Source organism: Baekduia sp. Peel2402, from assembly GCF_052567285.1.
On record NZ_CP199582.1, the window covers coordinates 5,359,547 to 5,384,174 of the forward strand.

Here is a 24,628-nt window from a genome sequence, read left to right on the forward strand (position 1 = left end):
GTAGCGGACGCCTGGACGTTCGTCCGCCTGGCCTTCATTGGGGGCTTGGTCTTGCCGACCTGGTGGGAGTGATGCACGTCACGCCACGCAGGGGTGGACCGAGGTCTTCGCAGCCGTTCGCGGCCGAGGACGGCTTCGCGCTGATCGAGGTCATGGTCAGCGCGGTGCTGTTGATCGGCCTCGCGCTCGCCACGCTCTCGCTGATCGACAACTCGCAGGCGTCCTCGTCGCAGCAGCGCTCGAAGGGCATCGCCTCCGCGCTCGCCTCGGCCGACCTCGGCCGGATGCGGCAGACGAAGTTCACGACCTCGACGAACTTCACGACGACCGCCACCACGCGCGGCGTCGACAACATCAACTACACGGTGACCTCCAAGGGCGAGTGGACGTCGGCCGCGGGCGTGCTGACCACCTGCACCAAGCCCTCGACCGGCAACCCCGGTCAGTACGTGCGCCTGACCTCGACGGTCACGTGGCCGGGCATGGGCGCCGTCAAGCCCGTCACCGCGGAGACGCTGCTCGTCCCGCGCTCGGGCGAGGTCGCGATCACCGCGGGCGCCTTCTCGCTGAAGGTCCTCACCGCCGCCGGCAGCCCGGTCGCGGGTGTGTCGGTCGTCATGAACGGCCAGACGCTGGTCACCTCCGCCGCGGGCTGCGTCGTCTTCACGAGCGTCCCGCCCGGCACCTACAACGTGACCTACAGCAAGTCCGGCTACATCGCGACGTCCGGCGCGACGCCCGGCATCTACGTCGCCACGGTGACCAAGGGCACCACGGCGTCCAAGACGGTCGGCTACGACATCCCGGCGAAGATCACGCCGGTCCCGATGTTCCGCGAGGTCTCCGGCCTGCCGTCCACGACGCCGACCACCGCCGGCTGGACCTCCTACAGCGTGAGCGCCGGCCAGGGCGTCGACTTCCTCGGGACCTACCTGTGGAACGCCACCAACGCCGGCAGCGGCACCAGCCTCTACCCGTTCATCGGCGGCTACCAGGTCTACGCCGGCAACTGCGCGGGCAACAACCCGGCGCTCTACGACGGCGGCTTCGGGACCACCTTCCCGCTCTCCTCGGTCGCGCCCGACCCGGGCACCGCCGCGATCGGGACGGCCTACATGCGCCAGGCGACGATCAAGGTCAGCGGCGCGCCCAACAACCAGAAGGTCGGCGTGTACCTGCTGCCGAGCTCCACGTCGGCCGACATGGCCGGCTGCGACAGGGCCTTCGCGCCGACGGCGCTGCAGGCCGCCAACAGCTCGACGGTGGCGATGTCCACCACCTTCGACGCGCCCTACGGCATCTACACCTACTGCATCGACAACGGGGCCTCGACCCAGGCCGCCGGCCGGCGCTACGTCTACCCGGCCGCGTCGAACGCGTACAACAACACCCCGGCCAACGGCAGCCCGTCGCCCACCACCGCGACCCCGACCTTGGACTACACCAAGGTCAGCGGCGGCACCGGCGTCACGGGCCTCTGCTCGGTAGCGACATCATGACCTTCTTCCGCCGCTTCATCCGCGAGGACGCCGGCTTCAGCCTCGTCGAGCTGCTGGCCGCGATGGCCATCGGCGGCGTCGTGCTGACCGGCGTCATGACCGTCTTCACCACCGGGCTGACCGCGTCCGGGCGCATCCTCGACCGCGTCGACAGCACGTCCCGCGCGCGGATCGCGATGGACCGCGTCACGACGCTGCTGAACTCGCAGGTCTGCCTGATCAGCCCCGACGAGGACCAGGGCCAGGCCGCCACGCCGCCGGTCGTCGCCGGCAGCACCGCGAACTCGATCACGTTCTACGCCGATCTCGACGGCAACGCGCTGACGCCCGCGAAGTACACGCTGACCTACGACCCGACCGCCAAGACCCTGACGCAGTACACGTACCAGGGCACTGGGACCATGGGCAGCAACCTGACCTTCCCGACGACGCCGACGTCGACCAAGCGCCTGGTCGACAACGTGCAGGCGCCCGCCGGCGACTCGATCTTCAACTACTACTCGTTCACGGCGAGCGGCACGATCGACGAGACCGCGCCGCTCGCGGTCCCGATCTCGACCGCCAACGCCTACAAGGTGGTCCGGGTCAACGTGAAGCTGCAGACCAACTCCGCGCGGACCAAGACCGATGACAAGCGCCGCACGGTCGTCTATGGCCAAGGCGCGGTCGCCACGTCCGATCCCGTCGACCAGACCACGTGCCCATGATCAGTCGCCTCCGCCGCTCCTTCGCCGACGACAGCGGCTTCACGCTGGTCGCGGTCACCGTCTCGATGATGATCCTCGGGCTGTTCGCCGTCGGCGCCTGGGCCGCCGCGAACCAGGACCTGCCCTACGGCCGGCAGGACCTGGAGCGCAAGCGCGCCTACGAGGCCGCCGAGGCCGGCGTGCAGTGGTACGCCTACCAGCTCGCGACCGACACCAACTACTGGGCCAAGTGCGGGCACGCGCAGTCCAGCGAGGTCCCGGACTTCGTCCAGAACAAGGGCACGCGCAACGCGTGGCGCCTGGTCGGCGGCTCCGACACCGACTTCACCGCGACGGACACCACCCAGCAGGAGAAGTTCGCGATCGAGCTGATGCCGATCGACACCACCAAGCCGTGCACGGTCGCCGCGGCCGGCAGCCGCCTGCTCGACGACGGCGTCCTGACGATCCGCTCCACCGGCCGCTACGCCGGCCGGCAGCGCCAGGTCGTCGCGACGTTCCGGCGCTCCGGCTTCCTGGACTACATCTACTACACCAAGCGCGAGACCTCGCCGCCGGCGGCCTACACCGCACAGGGCCAGAGCGTGTCGTGGGCGGCGGCCAACTGCGACCAGCGCCGCGGCCTGCGCCCGAGCGGCTGCACGGCGATCCAGTTCATCGGCACCGACGCGATCAAGGGCCCGCTGCACACCGAGGACGACAGCCTGCTGGTCTGCGGCGCGCCGACGTTCGGCCGCACCGCGGCCGACAAGATCGAGGTCCTCGGCTCGACCAGCTCGAGCAACGCCTACGTCCAGAACTCCGGCTGCTCCGGCAGCCCGAACTGGGCCGGCGCGCTGCAGTACCCGCCGAAGTCCGTGGACCTGCCGGACAGCAACACCGCGCTGTCGTCGGTGGCCGACCGGACCTACTCCGGCACGACCTGCCTGCAGTTCAACGCCAACGACACGATGAGCGTGTTCAGCAACCTGACGTGCACCGGCACGGCGACGTCGACGGTCACGCTCGCCACGGACACCACGATCTGGGTGGCCAACAGCGGCAGCTGCTCGGTGGGCTACAGCTACTACCAGAAGTACAACAACCCCTCGACCTGCGGCGACGTCGGCGTCAAGGGCACCTACGGCAAGAACGTCACGATCGGCGCCGCCAACGACATCGTCGTGGTCGGCAACCTCACGCACTCCGGCGACGGCCTCATGGGCCTGGTGGCCAACCAGTTCGTGCGGATCTACCACCCGGTCACGTGGAACGGCAACGACTGCGGCAACAACGTCCTCAGCACGCCGGTCTCGACGGTCGAGGCCGCGATCCTCGCGACCACGGGCGCCTGGATCAACGACAACTGGGGCTGCGGCTCGGCGCTGGGCAACATCACCGTCCGCGGGGCCATCGCCCAGAAGTGGCGTGGTGCGGTCGGCACGGGCTCCGGCGGCAGCGCGTCGACCGGTTACGTCAAGGACTACAACTACGACGACCGGTTGCGCTACCGCGAGCCGCCGAACTTCCTGGACCCGGTCACGGTCAACTGGAACCTGCTGCGCGTGACCGAGCAGACGCCGGTCGGCACGTAGCGGGCGCGGGTCGCGGCCGCGCGGCGCCTAGAGCGCCGCGGGCTGCGGCTGTAGGACGGCGTCGAGGAGGCCCGGGAAGCGGGACTCGACGTCGTCGCGGCGCAGCGAGATGTGCCGGTGCGTGCCCTCGATGCGGGTCTCGGTGAGGCCGGCCTCGCGGAGGGTCTTGAAGTGGTGGGAGCGCGTCGACTTCGACACGCTCAGCGCCATCGAGCCGCAGACCTGCTCGCCGGTGACGGCCAGCTCGCGCACGATCGAGAGCCGCACGGGATCGCCGAGCGCCTGGAGGATGGTGGTGAGGTCGAGCTCCTCGACCGCGGGCTGGTGCAGTTCCACGCAGGAAAGGATAGCGCCTGGTTCGACGCGCGTCGAACCTTACTGCGGTGCGTCCTCCTGCACCCGGGAGTGGTTGCGCCCGTAGAAGAAGTAGATCAGCAGCCCGATCGCCAGCCAGATCCCGAAGCGCCACCAGGTCTCGCCCTGGAGCTTGGTCATCAGGTAGATGCACAGCCCCGCGCCGATCAGCGGGAAGACCGGCACGAACGGCACGCGGAACGGGCGGTCCATGTCCGGCTCGGTGCGGCGCAGCACGATCACGCCGATGTTGACCAGCAGGAACGCGAACAGCGTGCCGATGTTGACCAGCTCAGCCAGCTCGCTGAGCGGGATCAGCGCCGCCATCACCGCGATCAGGACGCCGAACACGACGACGATCCGGCTCGGCACCTTGCGCGGCGAGAGCTTCGACAGCCAGCCGCCGCCGGGCATCAGCCCGTCGCGGCACATCGAGAAGAAGATCCGCGTCTGGCCGTAGAAGATCGTCAGCACGACGCTCGTGATCGCCACCAGCGCGCCGATCGACATGATGTCCCCGGCCCATGGGCCCAGGCCCGCGCCGCTGCGGATCGCTTCGGTCAGCGGCGCGTCGGCGCCCGCCAGCGTGTCGGCCGGCACCAGCCCGATCGCCGCGACGGCGACCAGGATGTAGACGATGGTCACCAGCACCAGCGAGCCGATGATCCCGATCGGCAGGTCGCGCTGCGGGTTCTCGGCCTCTTCGCCGGTCGTCGAGACCGCGTCGAAGCCGATGTAGGCGAAGAAGATCAGCGCGGCGGCGTCGACGGTTCCGCCGGTGCCGTGCGGGGTGAACGGCGTGAAGTGGCCGCCGGTGAAGTGCGTGATCCCGACGACGATGAAGAACAGCAGGATCGTCAGCTTGGTCAGGACGAGGACCGTGTTGGCGCGCGCGCTCTCGCGCACGCCCGCCAGCAGCAGGAACATCGCGGCGATCACGAGGCCGGCGGCGAAGAGGTTCACGGTCCCGCCCTCGCCCGGTGGCGAGGTGATCGCCGTCGGCAGCGAGATGCTGAAGACGCTGTCGAGCAGGTCTTTCAGGTAGCCGCCCCAGCCGACCGCGATCGTCGAGACCGAGAACCCGTACTCGATGATCAGGTCCCAGCCGATGATCCACGCGACCAGTTCGCCGAGCGTCGCGTAGGAGTAGGTGTAAGCCGAGCCGGAGACCGGGATCGCCGCCGCCAGCTCGGAGTAGGAGAGCGCGCTGAAGACGCAGGTGATCCCGGCGAGCGCGAAGCTGAGGATGATCGCCGGCCCGGAGAGGTCGATCGCCTCGCCGATGATCACGAAGATGCCGGTGCCGATCGTGCCGCCGATGCCGAGCGCCATCAGGTCGAGCGCGCCAACTGCGCGCTTGAGCCCGCCGCCCGCGCCGTCCTGATTGCCCTGCAAGTGCTTGCCGCGCTTGCGCGCGAAGATGCCGCTGCGCCCCGCCACTGTCGCCATGCGCGCAGGTGTTTCCATGGTCCATGCGGGCCAAACCAGACCGCATGCCGCCCTATCCTGGTTCCTTATGCCGCCATTTCGCCTCGATGCCGCATACAGCCCGATGGCCGATCAGCCCAAGGCGATCGACGGGATCGTCGAGGCGCTGGGCAACGGCGTGCCGATGACCACGCTGCTCGGCGCGACCGGCACGGGCAAGACGATGACGATGGCCTCGGTGATCGAGCGCACCCAGCGCCCGACGCTGGTCATGGCCCACAACAAGACGCTCGCCGCTCAGCTGTGCAACGAGTTCCGCTCGTACTTCCCGGACAACGCGGTCGAGTACTTCGTGTCCTACTACGACTACTACCAGCCTGAGGCGTACGTCCCGTCCAAGGACTTGTACATCGAGAAGGACTCGGCGATCAACGAGGAGATCGACCGGCTGCGCCACGCGGCGACGGCCGCGCTCTTCGGGCGCCGCGACGTGATCATCGTCGCCTCGGTCTCCGCGATCTTCGGCCTCGGCTCGCCGGACACGTACAACGACAACCTGGTGATCCTCAAGAAGGGCGAGGAGATCGACCGCGACCTGTTGTTGCGCAAGCTGGTCACGATCCAGTACAACCGCAACGACGCCGCCCTCGCGCGCGGCACGTTCCGGGTCCGCGGCGAGGCGCTGGAAATCTTCCCCGCCTACCACGAGTCGACCGCCTACCGGGCGACGTTCTTCGGCGACGAGGTCGAGGCGCTGCAGGAGTTCGACCCGCTGACGGGCGAGCTCGTCAACGCGGATCTCGAGCACATCGGCATCTGGCCGGCATCGCACTACAACGTGCGCGAGGGCACGATGGAGCGGACGGTCGAGGAGATCGCGCGCGAGCTCAACCACCGCTGCGCCGAGCTGGAGGCCGAGGGCAAGCTGCTGGAGTCCCACCGCCTGCGCCAGCGCACGCAGTACGACATGGAGATGCTGCGGGAGATGGGCTTCTGCAACGGCATCGAGAACTACTCGCGGATCCTCGACGGCCGCATGCCCGGCGAGCGGCCCTACTGCCTGCTGGACTACTACCCCGACGACTACGTCCTGATGATCGACGAGTCCCACCAGACCGTGCCGCAGATCGGCGGCATGCATGAGGGGGACCGGTCGCGCAAGCAGACGCTGGTCGACTACGGCTTCCGGCTGCCGAGCGCGCTGGACAACCGGCCGCAGACGTTCGAGGAGTTCCTGACGATCGCCCCGCAGATGGTGTTCGTGAGCGCGACGCCGGGCCAGTACGAGCGCGCGCACAGCGGCACGGTGGTCGAGCAGATCGTGCGGCCGACGGGCATCGTGGATCCGCAGGTCGACGTCCGCCCGACGCGCAACCAGATCGACGACCTCATGAACGAGGTCCGCGAGGTCGTCGACCGCAACGAGCGCGTGCTCGTGACGACGCTGACCAAGAAGATGTCGGAGGACCTGACGGACTACCTGCTGGAGATGGGGTTCAAGGTCCGCTACCTGCACTCCGAGGTCGACACGCTGGAGCGCATCCAGATCATCCGCGACCTGCGGCTGGGCGAGTACGACGTCCTGGTCGGCGTGAACCTGCTGCGCGAGGGCTTGGACCTCCCGGAGGTGTCCCTGGTCGCGATCCTCGACGCCGACAAGGAAGGCTTCCTGCGCGGCGAGACGTCGCTGATCCAGACGATCGGCCGCGCCGCCCGAAACGTCGACGGCCGCGTGATCATGTACGCCGACAAGGAGACGGCGGCGATGAAGGCGGCCTTGGGCGAGACCGACCGCCGCCGCGCGATCCAGTTGAAGTACAACGAGGACCACGGCATCACCGCCGCCTCGATCGTCAAGGGCATCTCCGACATCGCCGAGTTCTTGCAGGGCGACTCCAAGACCCCCAAGAAGGGCCGCCGGACCGACCGCAAGAAGGTCAAGACCGACGCGATGACGTCGAGCGAGCTCGAGAAGACGATCATCGAGCTGGAGAAGGAGATGCTCGAGGCCGCCGAGGACCTGCGCTTCGAGTACGCGGCGCGGCTGAGGGACGAGATCCGCGAGCTGCGGCGGGATTTGCGGCAGATCACGGATATGGAGGCGCCGGCCTAGGTAGCGTCCGCGGTCGATGTCGCTCGCCGACGCGTTGTTGGAGTGGTACGGCCGCGAGGCGCGGGACCTGCCGTGGCGGCGGACGCGCGACCCGTACGCGATCCTCGTCTCGGAGGTGATGCTCCAGCAGACGCAGGTGGCGCGGGTCGAACCGCGGTACTTGGAGTGGCTGGAGCGGTGGCCGACCGCGGCGGCGCTGGCGCAGGCGCCGATCCCGGACGTCCTCGCCGCGTGGGTCGGGTTGGGCTACAACTCGCGCGCGCTGCGGTTGCGCGAGGCGTGCGCGGTGGTCGCGCGGGACGGCTGGCCGGACGACCTCCGCACGCTGCCCGGGATCGGGCCGTACACGGCCGCGGCGGTGGGGGCGTTCGCGTTCGGGCGCCACGAGCTGCCGGTGGACACCAACGTGCGCCGGGTGATCGAGCGAACGGGGTTCGATCCCGGCGATGCGCCCTCGCCCGACCTCGGCCAGGCGCTGATGGAGCTCGGCGCGATGGTCTGCCGGGCGCGGGACGCGGCGTGCGCGACCTGTCCGGTGGCGGCGACGTGCGCGTCGGCGGGCCGCGTGGAGATCGCGCCGCGGCGAGGTGCAGGCGCCGGCAAGCGCGAGCGCTTCGAGGACTCCAACCGCTGGGTTCGCGGCCGGATCGTCGAGGCGCTGGCGACCGGCGCACCGCTTCCCGAGGGCATTGAGCTGGAGCGGCTGGAGCGGGCGATCGAGTCGCTCGTGCGCGACGGGCTGGTGCGTCGTGGCGCGGACGGCCTCAGTCTTCCGGTCTGATCGTTACTGTTCGCGCCATGGCCCTGGACCGTCAGAGCATCGAGAAGCGCGACTTCCCCATTGGCCGCCGCGGCTACGAGCCCGAGGCGGTCGACGCGCACCTGGCGCGCATCGCCGAGGAGGTCGAGGAGCTGCGGCGCCGTGCCGGCGCCGGTGGTGGCGCGGTCGCTGCCGCGAAGTCGAGCCCCGCCTCGATCGCGCAAGCCGCGTCCGAGCAGGTGCGCGCGATCGTCGAGGCGGCGGAGTCGTCCGCGGCCGCGATCGAGCGCTCCGCGCAGGACGAGGCGGCGCGGATCAAGGACGAGGCCGAGGCTGCTGCGCGCGACACGCGCGACGACGCGGTCGCCAAGTCCCAGGATCACGTCGGCAAGGTGTCCGCCGCGACCACACAGATGCTGCAGCGCGTCGACGCGATGGAGTCCGAGCTGTCGGGGCTGGTCGAGTCGCTGCGCACCGGCGCCAACCGCCTGACCGCGGACCTGTCGCTGCTCGAGGGCGGCATGGGCGACCTGTACGAGGCGTCGGGCCGCACGGAGGACGCGCCGGCCCCGCGACGGGTCGTCGAGTCGGTCCCGGCCGTCGTGGCCGAGCCCGAGCCGGCACCGCCGGTCGCGGAGGCCGACGACGAGCTCGAGGACGACGACGTGGTCGAGCAGCTGCCGATCGACGAGCCCACGAACGCCGCGCCGACGCCGACGCCGGCCGCTGCCGCGCCGGCCGCGTCCGGTGGCGACGACGACGCTGAGGGCGCGCGCCTGGTCGCGCTCAACATGGCCTTGAACGGGACCTCGCGCGACGAGACCGACCGCTATCTCGCCGAGAACTTCGACCTCGCCGACCGCGCCGCGCTGCTGGACGAGGTCTACGCGACCGTCGAGTCCTGATCGCGGTCCGCAACTCGCAGCGCTCACCCGCGTTCGGAGCTTTGATGCTCCGTCTCGTTCTCGCCCTGCTCGCCGCGGGCGCGCTCCTGCTCGTCCCCGCCGCCGCGCCGTCCGCGGACGCGGCCGTCCCAAAGGACTTCTTCGGGGTGATGGTCAACGGGCCGCTGGACTCGCCCGCCGTCAACCTCGATCAGCAGGCCGCCGACATGAAGGCCGCGGGCGTGGAGACCTGGCGCGTCGAGATGGCATGGGACCAGGTCGAGCCGTCGCCGGGGCAGTTCGCCTGGGCGAACACCGACCGCAAGGTCCTGGCCGCGGCGCGGCAGGGGATCGACGTGTTGGGGTTGGTGCTGCGCGCGCCGGCGTGGGCCAACGGCGGTGACGCGGATCCGTTCGTGCCGCCGGCCAAGGTGGCCGACTACGCGGCGTACGCGACCGCGCTGATCACGCGCTACGGGCCCAACGGGTCACTCTGGGTCGAGCATCCGGAGGTCGCCAAGCGGCCGGTCCGGGCGTGGGAGATCTGGAACGAGCCCAACCTGAAGGACTACTTCCGCAAGCAGCCGTTCGCCAAGCCGTACGCGGCGCTGCTGCGCGCGGCCTACCCGGCGGTCAAGAAGGCCGACAAGGGCGCGACCGTGTTGATGGCCTCGATGGCCAACTACTCCTGGCGGGACCTGGCGAAGCTGCTGGACTCCGGCGGTGCGCGGTTGCGCTTCGACGCCGCAGGCGCGCACCCGTTCAGCGGGCGTCCGTCGAACGCGCTGAAGATCGTGCGGCTCAACCGCGACGTGCTGAACAAGCGGGGCTACTCGAAGGTCCCGCTGTGGCTCACCGAGCTGACGTGGTCCTCGGCGAAGGGCAAGAAGACGCCGCTCACGCAGAACTGGGAGACGACCGAGGCGGGGCAGGCCGATCGCCTGCGCTCGGTCTACAAGCTGCTGCTGGCCCAGCGCAAGTCGCTGCGGCTCGCGCGGGTCTACTGGTACACGTGGGCGACGGTCGACAACGGCTCGCCGAACTCGTTCGACTACTCGGGCCTGCTGCAATGGCGGCCGGACGGGACGTTCCGCGCGAAGCCCGCGCTGGCGGCGTTCAAGAGCGTGGTCAAGAGCGCCAAGTAGCGCCCCGAAACCCGCATTTTGCGGGTGCCTTCGTCCGCGCATGACGTGTCCGGGAACGAACGTCTGTTCCCCTGGCTACACTCGATCGACAGTGCCGCCGAAGAACGCCATCGTCGTCTCAGGAGCCCGTGAGCACAACCTCAAGGGCGTCGACCTCACGATCCCGCGGGATGCGCTGACGGTCATCACCGGTCTGTCCGGTTCGGGCAAGTCCTCGCTTGCCTTCGACACCATCTACGCCGAGGGCCAGCGCCGCTACGTCGAGTCGCTGTCGGCCTACGCGCGGCAGTTCCTCGGGCAGATGGACAAGCCTGACGTCGACTCGATCGAGGGTCTGTCGCCGGCGATCTCGATCGACCAGAAGACGACGTCGCGCAACCCTCGCTCGACCGTCGGCACGGTCACCGAGATCTACGACTACCTGCGCCTGCTGTGGGCGCGCATCGGGCACCCGCACTGCCACATCTGCGGCAAGCCGGTGCAGGGGCAGTCGGCCGAGCAGATCATCGACCAGGTGCTGAAGCTGCCGGAGGGCGAGCGCTTCATGGTGCTCGCGCCGGTCGTGCGCGGCCGCAAGGGCGAGTACGGCAAGGCGCTGAAGAACCTCCAGTCCGAGGGCTTCCAGCGGGCGAAGGTCGACGGCGAGCTGCGGTCGTTGGACGAGGACATCGTCCTTGACAAGAAGTTCAAGCACGACATCTCGGTCGTGGTCGACCGGCTCGTGATGCGCGATGGCGTGCGCAAGCGGCTGGCGGACTCGATCGAGACCGCGGTGGCGTTGGCCGACGGCATGGTCGAGATCGAGACGGCGCCCAAGGACGGCACCGGCACGCTGACCTTGTACTCCGAGAAGTTCGCGTGCATCGACCACGGCCCGGTCATCCCGGAGCTGGAGCCACGGATCTTCTCGTTCAACGCGCCGCACGGCGCGTGCGAACGCTGCACGGGGCTCGGGTCGCAGATGGAGATCGACCCGATGATGGTCGTGCCGGATCCGTCGCTGTCGCTGGGGGAGGGCGCGATCGCGCCGTGGGCCAACAGCGCCTCCAACTACTACGAGCAGATCACCGAGGCGATCGCCGAGAAGTACGGCGTCGACATGGAGACGCCGTGGGGCGACCTGCCCACCGAGCACCAGGACCTGTTCCTTCAGGGGACCAACGGCGACCGCGTCGAGGTCTCGTACCGCAACCGGTACGGCCGTCGGCGGTCGTACTCGACGCGCTTTGAAGGGATCGTCGCCAACCTCGAGCGGCGGTACCGCGAGACGGACTCCGAGTCCGTCCGCGAGAAGATCGAGGAGTACATGTCGCTCGTGCCGTGCCCGGTGTGCAAGGGCGCGCGCCTGCGGCCGGAGTCGCGGGCGGTGCTCGTCGGCGGCCTGCCGATCCACGAGTTCTGTCGCTTCTCGGTCCGTCGGGCGCTGGCGTGGCTGGACGAGGTCGAGCTGACCGAGACCGAGCAGCACATCGCGAGGCTGATCTTCCGCGAGATCCAGGAGCGGCTGATGTTCCTGGAGAACGTCGGGATCGGCTACCTGTCGATGGAGCGCGCGGCGGCGACACTGAGCGGTGGCGAGGCGCAGCGAATCCGGCTGGCGACGCAGATCGGCTCCGCGCTGGTCGGCGTGTTGTACGTCTTGGACGAGCCGTCGATCGGGCTGCACCAGCGCGACAACACCAAGTTGATCGGGACGCTGGAGCGCCTGCGCGACCTCGGCAACACGGTGCTGGTCGTCGAGCACGACGAGCAGACCATGCACGCGGCCGACCACGTCGTGGACATCGGGCCGGGCGCGGGCGAGCACGGCGGGCGGGTCATCGCCCAGGGCACGGCCAAGCAGGTGATGAAGGTCAAGTCGTCGCTGACCGGGCAGTTCCTGGCGGGGACGCGCCGGATCGAGGTGCCGACGAAGCGGCGCACGCCGTCGGGCTACATCGAGATCCGCGGGGCCAAGCAGCACAACCTCAAGAAGGTCGACGTCAAGGTGCCGCTCGGCGTCATGACGTGCGTGACGGGCGTGTCGGGCTCGGGCAAGTCGACGCTCGTCAACGAGGTCCTGTTCAAGGCGGTGGCCAACAAGCTGCACCGCGCGCGGCAGCGGCCGGGCGCGCACACCGCCGTCCTGGGGCTGGACCAGGTCGACAAGATCATCCAGATCGACCAGTCGCCGATCGGCCGCACGCCGCGGTCCAACCCGGCGACGTACACGGGCCTGTTCGACGTCATCCGCGACCTGTTCTCCAAGACGCCCGAGGCGAAGGTCCGCGGCTACAAGCCGGGCCGGTTCTCGTTCAACGTCAAGGGCGGGCGCTGCGAGGTCTGCCGCGGCGACGGGCAGATCAAGATCGAGATGCACTTCCTGCCGGACGTCTACGTCCCGTGCGAGCAGTGCCACGGCAAGCGCTACAACCGCGAGACGCTCGAGGTGCGCTTCAAGGGCAAGACGATCGCCGACGTGCTCGACATGCCCGTCGAGGAGGCCGTCGAGTTCTTCCAGAACATCCCGAAGATCCACCGCCGGCTGGAGACGCTGCGCGACGTGGGGCTGGGCTACATCCGGTTGGGCCAGCCCGCGACGACGCTGTCGGGCGGCGAGGCGCAGCGCGTCAAGCTCGCGACGGAGCTCTCGAAGATCGCGACCGGCCGCACGTTGTACATCTTGGACGAGCCGACGACGGGCCTGCACTTCGCCGACGTCCAGCGCTTGTTGGAGGTCTTGCAGCGGCTGGTCGACGCGGGCAACTCGATCGTGGTGATCGAGCACAACCTCGACGTCATCAAGACCGCCGACCGCCTGATCGACATGGGTCCCGAGGGCGGGGAGGAGGGCGGCGTGCTCGTCGCCACCGGCACGCCCGAGGAAGTCGCCGCAACGCCGGGCTCCCACACGGGCGAGTTCCTGCGCGAGCTCGTCACCGCCACGGCCCCGAAGGCCGCGGCCAAGAAGCCGCGGGCACCGCGCAAGAAGGTCGCCGCGGCGGCCTAGGCTGCGCGCACCATACGGCGCCCCTGCTGCCGGCCGCCGTTGCCTGAACCGGTTACAGCCTTTCGCGAAACTTCGTGCGAGGTCGTCAGAGCCGGGGTAGAATGCCTGTACCCGTTGGTTGAGGGCGTTCAGTGAGCTGAGCTTCGGCTCCGCTCAGTTGCGGTGCGTCCTTGGGTTGCTTTCGCTGACAGCCTTGCGCGCTCTGAATTTGCGGTTCTCCGAAACCGCCGAGACGGACAAGCGTGACGGCAAGAAGAGGAGGTTGGCCACGACCAGCAAGAACAACAACAAGCAGCAGTGCCAGCAGGTCTTGAAGTCGAAGTTCCGGAAGTTCGCTTCCGCTTTGGTAGAGACTATGTGGGCGTGTGGTTGCAGCGTGTTGGCAGCTTGCTGGACGCCCTGAGCCAACGGGTGCGGTTCCTCCGCCTACGGCACGAAGGCGGCCCGATGCGCGCTGTCCGAGCAGCGCGCCTGCGCTCAGCCGCCGAAGCGGGAGCGCAGCGCGAGCACGTTGGCGACGTACTGCCGGGTCTCGGGCAGCATGCCGATCTTCCGCACCGAGCCGAGGCCCTGGTAGTAGGCGGCGACGGCGGTCGCGGTGTCGCCGCCGGTGTCGCGCAGCAGGCGCGAGAGCAGGACGGAGCCGGCGCGGACGTTGTCGGACGGCGACGACGGATCCAGGCGGCCGGCGCCGAGCTCGTTCTGCACGTACTGCCAGGTGCTCGGCATGACCTGCATGATCCCGCGCGCGTTGGCGACGCTCACCATCGCGTTGTTGAACCCGCTCTCCTGCCACGCGATCGCCGAGGCGAGCGACGCGGGCGCGCCGTTGGCGGCGGCGATCGAGCCGATCTGCGAGGCGGTCAGCCGCCCGGGCGAGCCAGCTGCCGCGCCGGAGGACGGGACGTTGGCGGCCGCCGCCGCCGGGACGCTCGACGCCGGTGCGCCCGACGGGATCGTCAGCTTGGTGCCCGCGATGACGAACGCGTTCGGCGAGAGGCCGTTGGCGGCGGCCAGCGCGGCCGGCGTGATCCCGTTCGCGGCCGCGATGCCGGTGAGCGTGTCGCCCGGAACGACGTGATGGCCACCGCCGGAGGCGGTCGAGCTTGACGACGTCGACGCGGTGGCGCTCCCGCTGCTGCCGCCGCTCGGCAGCTTGAGCGACGCGCCCGCGATCAAAGTGCCTTCAGAGCTCAACCCGTTCAGCGCCGCGAGCTGCCCGACGCTGACACCGTGCTCGGCGGCGATCGCGCTCAGCGAGTCCCCGAGCCGCACGCGATACCCGCCGAGCGGGGCCGGCGTCGCGACGCCCGCGCCACTCCCGGAAGCGGAAGCCGCCGTCCCCGGCGCCGGGACGGTGATCGACGTGCCTTGGATCACAAACGCATCCGGCGCCATCCCGTTCGCGACCGCCAACTGCGACGTCGACAGCCCATTGCTCGCCGCAATCCCCGACAGCGTCTCGCCGGCCACCACCAGATGCGACGCCGCTGATGCGGCAGCGGGGGTGATCAATGTTGAGAGCAGAACAACGGGAACCGCGAGACGCGAGAGCATGTCAACCACCTTGCCTCGGTCGTGCGCCTACCGAACAGCACGCGCGGGATTACGTCCCCTCGCAACGCCGGGTGCAGGCGGTCAGGGGGCGGACAACGCGCGCGCCGTCGAGGATCTCGATGGCGGCGGGTGGCGCGGGCGTTGGGGGTCTGGCATCAAGGGCGTGAGAGCGGTGTGGCAGGGCGGGCGCTGGCCGGTGTGGCTCGTCGCTGGGGGCCAGGGCGGTCGTCCGTCGGCCCTCGGGAGAAGGGTTCGGGGCCGAACTGGAGATCCGGGTCGAATTAGCGTCGTATATCGGGGCTAACTCGACCCGGACCTCCATTTCGAGGTCCGGGTCGCTGAAGCGTCGTATATGCAGCTCCTAGCGACCCGGATCCCCGAAACCCGAAGCTTCGGGCCCGAATTGCCCCGGAGGTCACTGCCGTGGCCGAGCAATCGACTGGATGCGCGGTGCCCGCCAGCGCCGGCATCACCCCAGCGACGAACCACACCCCCAGCGCCGGCCCTGCCTCGACGGCCTCACGCCCTTGATGCCAAACCCCCAACGCCTCGCGCCGCCCGACACCGCCTGAGGTGAAACGCTCGGCGGCTCGCTCAGCCTTCGTCGTCGGAGTCCACCGGCGACGTGGTGGTCGTCGACGGCGGCGGCTCGGTGGTAGTGGTCGTCGCCGAAGGGGTCTCGCCGCCGGAGTCAGAGCCGGAGCTCGACCCGGAGTCGGTCGTGGTCGTGGTGGTCGAGCCAGAACCCGAGCCCGAGCCGCGGCCGGAAGACTTACTCGACCCCGATCCCGAGCCGGAGCCGGAGCCGCTCGACTCGCCACCGCCCTTGCTCGCGTCCTCGCCCTTACCCCCGCGGTGGGACGTCGGAGGCTCAGACGACGGTGAGCGGTCGCCCTTCTTCCCACGCTCCGACGACCCGCGCTTGTCGCCCTTCTCCTGCCGGCCACGGCGTGGCGGCGTGGCGCCACGATCAGCGTCGCGGCCGCGGTGCGAGTCCCGCTCGGACCGATCATCGTCGTGGGAGTCCGAGCCACCACGGCCGCGATGAGAAGTCGTCACCGGTGCGACGGGCGCCGCAGGCGACGAAACGGGCGCCTTGGCCTTCGGGCCGCCGCCGTCCCGCGGCGCCGAGCGGCGCTCGCGCCGCGGAGCCGGCGAGGACGCCTTCTTCTTCACCGGCGCTGGCGCCGCGGTCGCCGCGGCAGGCGTCGCCTCCGCCGGCACCGCCACGACAACCTCACTCGCCCGCTTGACCACCCGCTCAGCAGAGCGCTCCGCGGCCCGAGGGAGCTCCGCCGCGCCGGCGCTCACGCTTGCGCCCGACCCTCGGTGCACGACGTGCTCCGTCCCGACCGCGGCGCCGCCCACTAGCGCGCCCGTAGCGGCGAGGCCGGCGGTCAGCTTGGCCAAAGACGCCCCAGCGCCGGCGGTGGCGGCGGCGTCGACCCAGCCGGATCCGCCCGCCGCGCTCGCCGACGCCCACTCCGCCAGCCGAACCACGAGCGGGTACGGCGTCACGGCCGTCACCGCTGTGCGCACGGCGACGCGCGCTCGCATCAGGTGCTGGCGCGCGCTGCCCTTGGTCACGCCGAGCGCGGCGGCGATCTCCTCGTGCGAGCGGCCTTCGAGCTCCCGCAGGACCAGCGCCGCGCGCTGGCGCTCGGGCAGCGCCTGGAGCGCGGCCAAGGTGGAGCGGAACCGCTCGGACCGCTCAAAAGACTCGGCCGGCCCGGCCGCGGCGGCACTCGCGCCACCGCCGCGTGAAGCTGCCAACTCGTACTCATCCAAGGGCACGTCGTCTCTCACCGCACGCAGCACGTTCAGCGATGCGTTGTGGGCGATCCGGTACAGCCAAGAGCGAAGGTTGCGCACGTCGTCGATCCGTTGCAGGGCGTCGTGGGCGTTGATGAGCGCCTGCTGCACCGCGTCTTCGGCCCGCGATGGGCCGACGATCCCGGTGCAGTAGCGCAGCAAGGGCGTCCGGTAGCGATCGACGATCGCGTCGAAGGCGGATTCGTGACCGGAGCCCGCGAGCTCCGCCAGCCGCTCGTCGCTCTGCAGGCGCAGCAGCGACGCTCCCGCCAGACGGGCGGGGTGGCGCAAGGCAGACGACTTCATCGATGTCCTGACCCAGTTCCTCCGACGGCGATCACCCGATCGTACTTCCCTCAAACCCCACCCCGCCCACGGCCCGGGGGCCATTCGGGCCGCGGCGGAGCAGGATGTCGGTCGCTAGGAGACGACGATGACCTTCTTCCAGATCACCGTGTCGCCCTTCAGCGACAGGCGAGCGTCGGAGACCTTGGCTCCGGCGATGAGCTTGTCGGTGCCGCAACGGCCCTGGCTGTTATCCGGGACGGTCGCCGGCGGCGTGGTCGTGGACGGCGGCGCGGTGGTGGTCGCGTCGTCATCGCCGTGCTTGCCCTTGCCCGGGCCATCGTGCGAGGCCTTGGCGGCGGGCGTCACCGGTGCCGCTGCGGTGCGGCAGATGATCACGCTCCGGTCGGTGACGTCGGCCGTGAACGTCCGGCCGCTGGGCAGCGAGAGCGTCAGCTCGCCGTTGGCGAACGACTGAATCGTCGCGACCGCCGTGCCGGTCACGTCACGCGGGTGCTTCTTCTTGTGGTGGTGCTTCTTGCCGTGCTTGCCACCGTGATGCCCGTCGCCATGAGCGACGGCCACCGCCGGAGCGGCGAGCAGGGCCAGTGCGCCAACGGCGCCGACGATGCGGGTGCGGAGCATGTGCGTCCCCTCCTGTCTCGTGTGCGGTTCACCGTGCTGACACACCCCGCGAGGAAAGATCACGAAATCCGGCCAGGCACCCCGCTGACCGCCTGAGCGACCGGTAGCGTTGGGCGTGTATGGCAAGTGAACCGTCCGTCGTCACCGTTACCGGCCCCGATCGTTCCGCTCTGCTGACGGACCTGACGCTGCGCTTCGGCCACATCGAGCTGGTCAGCGAGCGCGAGATCGTCCTGCCCGGCGGCGGCCGCGGCCACGAGCTGACCGTGCGCCACCGGCCGTTCACCTCCGAGCTGGGCGGCGTCGTCCCACCGCCTCCGCCGCCCGCGCCGCTTCAGGCCGCGCCCGAGCCGCCGACGCAGCTGCACGTCGCGCCGGAGCCGGTCGCCGCGCCGCCGGAGCCGCCCGCGCTCGTGCCCGACCTCGCGCCGCCTGCGCCCACCGCCGTGCCCACGCCCGGCGCCGCGCCGCCCGCGCCGGATCCGGCCGCCGCCGAGCGCGCCCTTGCCGAGGCCCGCGAGCAGGCTGAGGCGCTGCTTGCCGAGGCACGCGAGCAGGCGCAGCAGGCGCTGGACCAGGGCCGCGCCGACGCCGAGCAGCTCCGCGCCGACGCCCGCAACGAGGCCGCGCGCGTCGCCGCCCTGGCCGCGGAGGAGCAGGCCGCCGCGGTTGCCGCCGCCCGCGCCCAGGTCGAAACCGAGTTGGAGGCCGCTCGCGCCGAGCACCAGCGCGCGCTCGCCGAGCACCAGGCCGGCGAGGAGCAGCGCGTCCAGGCCGCGGTCGCCGCCCGCGTGCGTGACCTGGACAACGCGTCCGACGGCCGTCGCGTCGGCGCCGAGCACGAGGCGCGCCGCGTGATCCAGGCCGCTCAGGAGGAGGCCGTCCGCATCAAGCAGACGGCCGAGAAGGACGTCACCGAGGCGCGCGTCGAGGCCCGCGGCATCACGCGCGAAGCCCGCGAGCAGGCCGACGCGCTCCTGCGTGAGGCCCGCGCCCAGGCCGACCTGGCCGGCGTCGAGTCCAAGGCCCTGTCCGAAGCGGTCCGCGACGCCCAGCACCGCCTACGCGAGCTGAGCAGCCAAATCACCTCGCAGCTCCAGGCCGCCCAGAAGGACCTCAACGACCGGACGTCGCTGCACTCCGTCCAAGCACGGATCCGCGCCGGCGGCAACGAGGGCAGCGCGGTCGAGATCGCCGAGCACCTCTCGAAGATCCTGCGCGGCGCGGGCAGCGCCGAGGAGCAGTAAGCCCCTGCTCAACCGCACCCAGGCGCGGCTCTGGGCCCAGAAGTGGCGCTGGTACGAGCAGAACCACTTCCCCTGGAACCGCGCCCGGATCCACTACGAGCTGGCCAAGCGCGAGTCGTTCGCGCGCTGGCCGATCCACGGCAACGTCCTCGAGATGCTGCTCCAGGACCGCCTGAGCCTCGGCCCCAACGTGATGTTCGAGCCCAACGTCTGGCTGACGGCGCCCGGCGACGCCCGCATCCGCATCGGCGGCGGCTCGTTCCTCAACATGGGGGTGATGGTCGCCGCGACGCACGAGGTGACGATCGGCAACCACTGCATGTTCGCTAACGGCTGCTTCGTCACCGACGGCAACCACCGCTTCGACGACCCGGAGGCGCCCGTGCCGTGGCAGGGCTTCACGTCCAAGGGCCCGACGCGGATCGGCGACAACGTGTGGTGCGGCGCCAACGTCGTCGTCACCTCCGGCGTCACCATCGGCGAGCGCTGCGTGATCGGCGCCAACTCGGTCGTCACGACCGACATCCCCGCCTTCTCGATCGCCGCCGGCGCGCCCGCCCGCGTGCTCAAGACGATCACCTACAAGTAGGCCAGACCTACTTGTGGATGATCACGGTGACGCCGAAGACGACGACGCCGACGAAGCCGATCGTCGCCGCGACGCCCAGCGCGCTGTAGGCCACCGCGCGCCCTCCGGCGCCGCTCTGGCGCGCCTCGCCCGCGCGCGCCCAGCCGACGATCATCAAGGCGTAGGTGATCGACACCGCCAGCCCTGCCAGCGGCGCGACGTACAGCAGCTCGCCGATCTTGTCCCACTCGATCGTGGCGCCGATCACGACGACGGCACCTCCGCCGTGGCCGTGGGCGCGGTGATCGCCGGGCCGCGGCGCAGGCGCGACCCGAACGCGGCCGCGATCAGGCCGATGACCAGCAGCGCGACGAGCACGACGCCGACCGCGTCACTGCCAAAGATCTGCGTCAGCCCGTAGGCGACGCCGCCGATCACCGCAGAGCACGGCAGCGTCAGCAGCCACGCCAGCGCGATGTTCCCGGCGACGCCCCAGCGGACGGCGCTCAGGCGCTTCGCCGCGCCCGCGCCCATCACGCCGCCGCTGATCACGTGCGTCGTGGAGAGCGGGAAGCCGAGATGCGACGCGGTCAGCACGATCGCCGCGCCGGAGCCCTGCGCGCTGAAGCCCTGGGCCGGGTCCATCTTGATGATCCGCGAGCCCATCGTTCGGATGATCCGCCAACCGCCGGAGTAGGTGCCGAGCGAGATCGCGCTGGCGCTGCACACCACGACCCACGTCGGCACGTGGAAGTCGTTGGCCGCGATGTCGCCGTGGGCGATCAGCGCGAGCGTGATGATGCCCATCGTCTTCTGCGCGTCGTTGGTCCCGTGCGCGAGCGAGAACAGCGAGCCGGTGATGATCTGCCCGAGCCGGTAGCCGCGGTTGACGACGCCTGGTCGCTGCCGGCCCACCACGCGGTAGGCCACCAGGATCGAGATCCCGGCGACGATGAACGCCAGCGTCGGCGCGATCAGCGCGGGCAGGATGACCTTCTCGACGACGCCGTCGCCCTCGATCACGTCGGCGCCCTTGGCGACGAACGCGCTGCCGATCATCCCGCCGATCAGCGCGTGCGAGGACGACGACGGCAGCCCGAACCACCAGGTCGCGAGGTTCCAGGCGATCGCGCCGATCAGGCCGCCGAAGACGATCGTCGGCGTGACCGCGTCGGCTTCGACGATGCCCTTGGCGACCGTCGCGGCGACTTCAAGCGAGATGAACGCGCCCGCGAAGTTCAGGACCGCGCTCATCAGCACGGCGGCGCGCGGGGACATCGCGCGCGTCGAGATCGACGTGGCGATGGCGTTGGCGGTGTCGTGGAAGCCGTTGGTGAAGTCGAACGCCAGCGCCGTGGCGACCACGATGTACAGGACGATGTCGGAGTCCATGGACTACAACTACGAGTTCTTGATGACAATGCCCTCGAGCACGTTGGCAACGTGCTCGCAAGCGTCGATCGCCTGCTCGAGGCGCTCGTAGATGTCCTTCCAGCGGATCACGACCATGGGGTCGATCCCGTGATCGAAGAGCGACGCCATCGCCTCGCGCGAGACGCGGTCGCCGTCGTTCTCCAGGCGGTTGATCTCGACCGTGTAGTGGCTGAGGTCCTGGAAGCCGCGCATCCGCGGCAGCGCCTCCGACACCTGGCGCGTCGCCTGGACCAGGATGTGCGACAACCGCACGGCCTGCTCCATCGGCGCCTCGATCCGGTAGAGGCCCATGTAGTCGGCGACCTCCTCGGTGTAGTCGATGATGTCGTCGAGGGCCGAGGCGAGCGCGAGGATGTCCTCGCGGTCGATCGGCGTGACGAACGTCGCGTTGAGGCGGTGGATGATGTCGTGCGTGATCCGGTCGCCCTCCTGCTCGCACACGAGGATGTCGCGCGCCAGCCCCTTGCGATCCGGCCAGGCGGCCAGCATCTGATCCAAGAGGTCGGCGGCGCGGGCGATGTTCTGCCCGGCCTCCTCGAAGAGATCGAAGAACTCGCGGTCCTTCGGGGCAAAGACCTGAGACAGACGGGCCACGGGCGGCAGAGTAGCGCGTGAACACGATGTGAAAGCACGCGGCCCCCGCCCCGGAGGGCGGAGGCCGCTTGAAGTGCCTAGGAGGACAGCGACGCCTTGAAGGCCGCCAGCTCCTCGTCCGGGATCGAGTAGCCGTGGTCGGGACCGGGGTAGCGCTTGGTGCGCACGTCGTCGGCGTAAGCCGCGACGCCGGAGACCATCTCGTCGAGGATGTCGGCGTAGCGCTGCACGAAGCGGGCGCCGCGACCCTCGCGGATACCGAGCAGGTCGTGGAACACGAGCACCTGCCCGTCCGTGGACGGACCCGCGCCGATGCCGATCACCAGCGCGTCCATCTTCGGCATGACGGTCTCGGCGACGGCGCTCGGAATCGCCTCGAAGACGACGCTGAAACAGCCCGCCTCCTGCAGCGCGAGCGCTTGACGGGCGACCTCGGTCGCCGCCTCGGCCGTCCGGCCCTGGGCGCGGTAGCCGCCGAGCGCCGTCGAGGTCTGCGGCGTCAGGCCGACGTGGCCCATGACCGGGATCCCGGCCTGGACGATCGCGCGGGCCCGTGCGACCGACACCTCGCCGCCGCCTTCGAGCTTGACGGCGTCCGCGCCGGCTTCCTTGACGAACCGGAACGCGGTCTCGACCGCTTGGGCATCGGAGACCTCGTAGGACCCGAACGGCAGGTCGGCGACCATGAACGGGGTGGTCAGGCCGCGGCGGACCGCCTTGGCCAGGACCATCAGCTCGTCGAGGGTCACCGCGACCGTCGACGGGTAGCCGAGGACGGTCATCGCGCCGGAGTCGCCGACCAGGACGAGGTCGACGCCGGCCTTGTCGACGGCCAGCGCCGACGGGTAGTCGTAGGCGGTGACCATGACCAGCGGCTCGCCGAGGCGCTTCTTCTCGGCGATTCGCGGGAGCGTCACCGGCAGGCGCGAGGCGTCGGCCGGGACGGTGATGCTGCGCATCGTGGACATGCTTTCCATTGCCTCCTGTGGATCTGACTCGGTTGACGCCCTCTAGCTGAGGAGGGTCGCCACCGCCGCATCCACGTCGATGATGGTGTTGGTGTCCTTCTCGACGTGGACGACCTTGGGCTCGTAGCGCTCCAGGTCGGCCTCGTCGTACTGCCCATATGAGATGACGATGATGGTGTCACCGCGGTGCACGAGACGTGCCGCGGCGCCGTTGACCTTCATCGCGCCCGAGCCACGCTCGCCCGCGATGGTGTAGGTCTCGAAGCGGGCGCCGTTGTCGACGTCCACCACGTGCACCTGCTCGTGCTCCAGGATGTCGGCTGCTTCGAGCAGATCTGGATCGATCGTGATCGACCCGACGTAGTGCAGATCGCAATCCGAGACGGTCGCTCGGTGGATCTTTGACTTGAGCATGACGCGCTGCATGAGCGCTCAGTGCCTCCCGTTCGCAGCGCCGTTCGATGACGGCGGCGCGAGGATCGTGTTGTCGATGAGTCGTACCCGTCCGACGTGCGCCGCGACCGCCAGGAGCGTCTCCTGGTCGACCGCGGACACGGGGGACAGGTCTTCGGGATCGACGAGCGCGAGGTACTCGGGCTCGACGTCGAAGGGGGTCATCGCGGCGCGGGCCGCGGTCAGGATCTGTCGGGCGTCGGCCGTTCCGGCGGCGACGGTGCCCTCAGCGGCGCGCAGCGCGCGGGACAGCGCGAGCGCGCGCTGTCGGTCGTCCGCCTCGAGACGGACGTTGCGCGAGGACAGCGCAAGGCCGTCGGGCTCGCGCACGGTGGCGCCGATCTCGATGCGGACCGGCAGGTCGAGGTCCGTCACCAGACGGCGAATCACAAGCGCCTGCTGGGCGTCCTTTTGGCCGAAGAGCGCGACGTCCGGCCCGACCATGTTCAGCAGCTTGGTTACGACGGTCGTCACGCCGTGGAAGTGCTCGGCGCCGCGGTGGGCGCCCTCGAGCGACTCGGTGAGCGGGCCGGCGACGCGGACCTGCGTCGCGAAGCCGGGCGGGTAGACCTCGTCCGGCGTGGGGGCGAAGAGGAGGTCGGCGCCGGCGTCGGCGGCCAGCTCGGCGTCGCGAGCCTCGTCGCGGGGGTAGTTGTCCAGGTCGGACGGGTCGTTGAACTGCGCGGGGTTGACGAACAGCGAGACGACGACCTGGTCGGCCTGGTGGCGCGCGGCGCGGATGAGGCTGAGGTGGCCGTCGTGGAGGTAGCCCATCGTCGGGACGAGCGCGACGGACTCGCCGGGGCGGCGGGTGGCGCGCAGCTCGGCGACGGTGCGGATGGTCCTCATGACGCCGCCAGCTCCCTGGTGGAGTCGGAGAGGGCGTCGAAGAGCGCCACCGATTCGGGGCTGCGAGCGAGGACGGCTTCGCGCTGGCGGGCGACTGTCGCCTCATCGCCGCGGGCGATCGGGCCGGTGAGCGCGGAGCGGGGGCCTTCGGCGGCCCAGTTCTCGACGGTCGCCCGGACCAGCGGCGCGAGCGCGGCCCGGTCCACGTTGCCTACGCGCTCGGCGGTCCACTCGAGCGTGATCAGGAAGTTCGAGGCGATCGAGGCGGCCGCGTGGTAGGCGGCGCGGTCGTCGTCGGCGACCTCGAAGGGCGTCATGCCGAGCGTGCGGGCGAGCTGTTCAGCGGTGGCGCGTGCGGCGTCGTCGCTGCCGGCGACCGCGGCGTGAGCGCCCTGGAACACCGCGCCGCGCGTGGTGATCGTCATCAGCGGGTGCAGGCTGAAGGCGCGCGTGTGGCCGGACGCGAGCAGCGGCTGGAGGGTCGTCGCGCCGGAGCAGTGGCCGACCAGGACGCCCTCCGCGATACAGGAGGCGGCGTTGGCGATCTCGGCGTCTGGGACCGCGAGGATCACGAGGTCGGCGCCGTCCGCGGAGGCGCCGCGACCCAGCGGGCCGTCGACCGGCATGCCGGCAGCGCGCAGCGCATCGGCGAGCGCCGTTCCGAGGCGGCCGTGACCAACGACCGCGCAGGCGGGAAGGACAGGAGTCATGAGCGAAGCGTCTTCGGTCCAGCTCCGGACGGCCCGGATGCCGGTCGCGAACT

The 24,628-nt window shown here is 70.3% G+C and carries 22 protein-coding genes; 10 read left to right on the plus strand and 12 right to left on the minus strand.

Annotated elements, in window-relative coordinates:
* The first annotated feature begins 71 nt into the window (after positions 1 to 71).
* From ACT01A_RS26080 to ACT01A_RS26090, 3 genes are read left to right on the plus strand one after another with little or no spacing between them, the layout of a single operon-like run.
* A complete protein-coding gene (locus ACT01A_RS26080) occupies positions 72 to 1,499 on the plus strand; it encodes a hypothetical protein (protein WP_445150034.1) in 1,428 nt (475 codons plus the stop codon).
* On the plus strand, positions 1,496 to 2,206 hold the full coding sequence (locus ACT01A_RS26085; RefSeq protein ID WP_445150035.1) for a PilW family protein: 711 nt from the start codon (positions 1,496 to 1,498) through the stop codon (positions 2,204 to 2,206). Before ACT01A_RS26080 ends, ACT01A_RS26085 begins: the two co-directional genes overlap by 4 nt.
* Positions 2,203 to 3,780: a hypothetical protein gene (locus tag ACT01A_RS26090; RefSeq protein ID WP_445150036.1), complete on the plus strand. Its 1,578-nt coding sequence runs from the start codon at positions 2,203 to 2,205 to the stop codon at positions 3,778 to 3,780. Before ACT01A_RS26085 ends, ACT01A_RS26090 begins: the two co-directional genes overlap by 4 nt.
* A 27-nt stretch (positions 3,781 to 3,807) precedes the next feature.
* Here the strand turns inward: ACT01A_RS26090 and ACT01A_RS26095 are convergent, their stop codons facing one another.
* Entirely contained in the window at positions 3,808 to 4,116 is a 309-nt protein-coding gene (locus ACT01A_RS26095) for an ArsR/SmtB family transcription factor (protein WP_445150037.1), read from the minus strand.
* Between the two features lie 39 nt (positions 4,117 to 4,155).
* Entirely contained in the window at positions 4,156 to 5,583 is a 1,428-nt protein-coding gene (locus ACT01A_RS26100; protein WP_445150038.1) for an amino acid permease, read from the minus strand.
* 67 nt (positions 5,584 to 5,650) lie between these two features.
* Between ACT01A_RS26100 and uvrB the strand changes: the two genes are divergently transcribed.
* The 5 genes from uvrB to uvrA all read left to right on the plus strand — a co-directional run bounded on the left by uvrB (position 5,651) and on the right by uvrA (position 13,453).
* On the plus strand, positions 5,651 to 7,675 hold the full coding sequence (gene uvrB, locus ACT01A_RS26105; protein WP_445150039.1) for an excinuclease ABC subunit UvrB: 2,025 nt from the start codon (positions 5,651 to 5,653) through the stop codon (positions 7,673 to 7,675).
* Between the two features lie 16 nt (positions 7,676 to 7,691).
* Positions 7,692 to 8,456, plus strand: coding sequence for an A/G-specific adenine glycosylase (locus ACT01A_RS26110; protein ID WP_445150040.1), 765 nt, complete (start codon positions 7,692 to 7,694; stop codon positions 8,454 to 8,456).
* 17 nt (positions 8,457 to 8,473) lie between these two features.
* Positions 8,474 to 9,340, plus strand: coding sequence for a DivIVA domain-containing protein (locus tag ACT01A_RS26115; protein ID WP_445150041.1), 867 nt, complete (start codon positions 8,474 to 8,476; stop codon positions 9,338 to 9,340).
* A 44-nt stretch (positions 9,341 to 9,384) separates the two neighbouring features.
* Complete coding sequence (locus ACT01A_RS26120; protein WP_445150042.1) at positions 9,385 to 10,464, plus strand: hypothetical protein; 1,080 nt, start codon at positions 9,385 to 9,387, stop codon at positions 10,462 to 10,464.
* A 91-nt stretch (positions 10,465 to 10,555) separates the two neighbouring features.
* Positions 10,556 to 13,453, plus strand: coding sequence for an excinuclease ABC subunit UvrA (uvrA, locus tag ACT01A_RS26125; RefSeq protein ID WP_445150043.1), 2,898 nt, complete (start codon positions 10,556 to 10,558; stop codon positions 13,451 to 13,453).
* 477 nt (positions 13,454 to 13,930) lie between these two features.
* On the opposite strand, the gene ACT01A_RS26130 is transcribed toward uvrA, so the two are convergent.
* From ACT01A_RS26130 to ACT01A_RS26140, 3 genes are all read right to left on the minus strand, one after another.
* Positions 13,931 to 14,968: a LysM peptidoglycan-binding domain-containing protein gene (locus ACT01A_RS26130; protein WP_445150044.1), complete on the minus strand. Its 1,038-nt coding sequence runs from the start codon at positions 14,966 to 14,968 to the stop codon at positions 13,931 to 13,933.
* Between the two features lie 636 nt (positions 14,969 to 15,604).
* Positions 15,605 to 17,128 carry a sigma-70 family RNA polymerase sigma factor gene (locus ACT01A_RS26135; RefSeq protein WP_445150045.1) on the minus strand — a complete coding sequence of 508 codons (1,524 nt, stop codon included), beginning with the start codon at positions 17,126 to 17,128 and terminating at the stop codon, positions 15,605 to 15,607.
* Between the two features lie 114 nt (positions 17,129 to 17,242).
* Positions 17,243 to 17,752 (minus strand): hypothetical protein, encoded by a 510-nt coding sequence (locus ACT01A_RS26140; protein ID WP_445150046.1) that lies wholly within the window; start codon positions 17,750 to 17,752, stop codon positions 17,243 to 17,245.
* Positions 17,753 to 17,871: 119 nt separating this feature from the next.
* Here ACT01A_RS26140 and ACT01A_RS26145 point away from each other — a divergent pair, with 119 nt between their 5' ends.
* Both ACT01A_RS26145 and ACT01A_RS26150 read left to right on the plus strand, forming a co-directional pair.
* Positions 17,872 to 18,999, plus strand: a complete 1,128-nt coding sequence (locus ACT01A_RS26145) for a hypothetical protein (protein WP_445150047.1) — start codon at positions 17,872 to 17,874, stop codon at positions 18,997 to 18,999.
* Positions 19,000 to 19,153: 154 nt separating this feature from the next.
* Entirely contained in the window at positions 19,154 to 19,588 is a 435-nt protein-coding gene (locus tag ACT01A_RS26150; RefSeq protein ID WP_445150048.1) for an acyltransferase, read from the plus strand.
* Between the two features lie 7 nt (positions 19,589 to 19,595).
* Here the strand turns inward: ACT01A_RS26150 and ACT01A_RS26155 are convergent, their stop codons facing one another.
* The 7 genes from ACT01A_RS26155 to ACT01A_RS26185 all read right to left on the minus strand — a co-directional run bounded on the left by ACT01A_RS26155 (position 19,596) and on the right by ACT01A_RS26185 (position 24,575).
* Positions 19,596 to 19,835, minus strand: coding sequence for a hypothetical protein (locus tag ACT01A_RS26155; protein ID WP_445150049.1), 240 nt, complete (start codon positions 19,833 to 19,835; stop codon positions 19,596 to 19,598).
* Positions 19,832 to 20,959, minus strand: a complete 1,128-nt coding sequence (locus ACT01A_RS26160) for an anion permease (protein WP_445150050.1) — start codon at positions 20,957 to 20,959, stop codon at positions 19,832 to 19,834. Before ACT01A_RS26160 ends, ACT01A_RS26155 begins: the two co-directional genes overlap by 4 nt.
* 9 nt (positions 20,960 to 20,968) lie before the next feature.
* Positions 20,969 to 21,595, minus strand: a complete 627-nt coding sequence (locus ACT01A_RS26165; protein WP_445150051.1) for a DUF47 domain-containing protein — start codon at positions 21,593 to 21,595, stop codon at positions 20,969 to 20,971.
* Positions 21,596 to 21,672: 77 nt separating this feature from the next.
* Positions 21,673 to 22,554, minus strand: a complete 882-nt coding sequence (panB, locus tag ACT01A_RS26170; protein WP_445150052.1) for a 3-methyl-2-oxobutanoate hydroxymethyltransferase — start codon at positions 22,552 to 22,554, stop codon at positions 21,673 to 21,675.
* 51 nt (positions 22,555 to 22,605) lie between these two features.
* On the minus strand, positions 22,606 to 22,989 hold the full coding sequence (gene panD, locus ACT01A_RS26175; protein WP_445150053.1) for an aspartate 1-decarboxylase: 384 nt from the start codon (positions 22,987 to 22,989) through the stop codon (positions 22,606 to 22,608).
* Positions 22,990 to 22,995: 6 nt separating this feature from the next.
* Positions 22,996 to 23,865 (minus strand): pantoate--beta-alanine ligase, encoded by an 870-nt coding sequence (panC, locus tag ACT01A_RS26180; RefSeq protein ID WP_445150054.1) that lies wholly within the window; start codon positions 23,863 to 23,865, stop codon positions 22,996 to 22,998.
* The gene (locus tag ACT01A_RS26185) at positions 23,862 to 24,575 is read right to left on the minus strand and encodes a DUF2520 domain-containing protein (RefSeq protein WP_445150055.1); all 714 of its coding nucleotides are present in this window, start codon (positions 24,573 to 24,575) and stop codon (positions 23,862 to 23,864) included. Before ACT01A_RS26185 ends, panC begins: the two co-directional genes overlap by 4 nt.
* Positions 24,576 to 24,628: the final 53 nt, after the last annotated feature.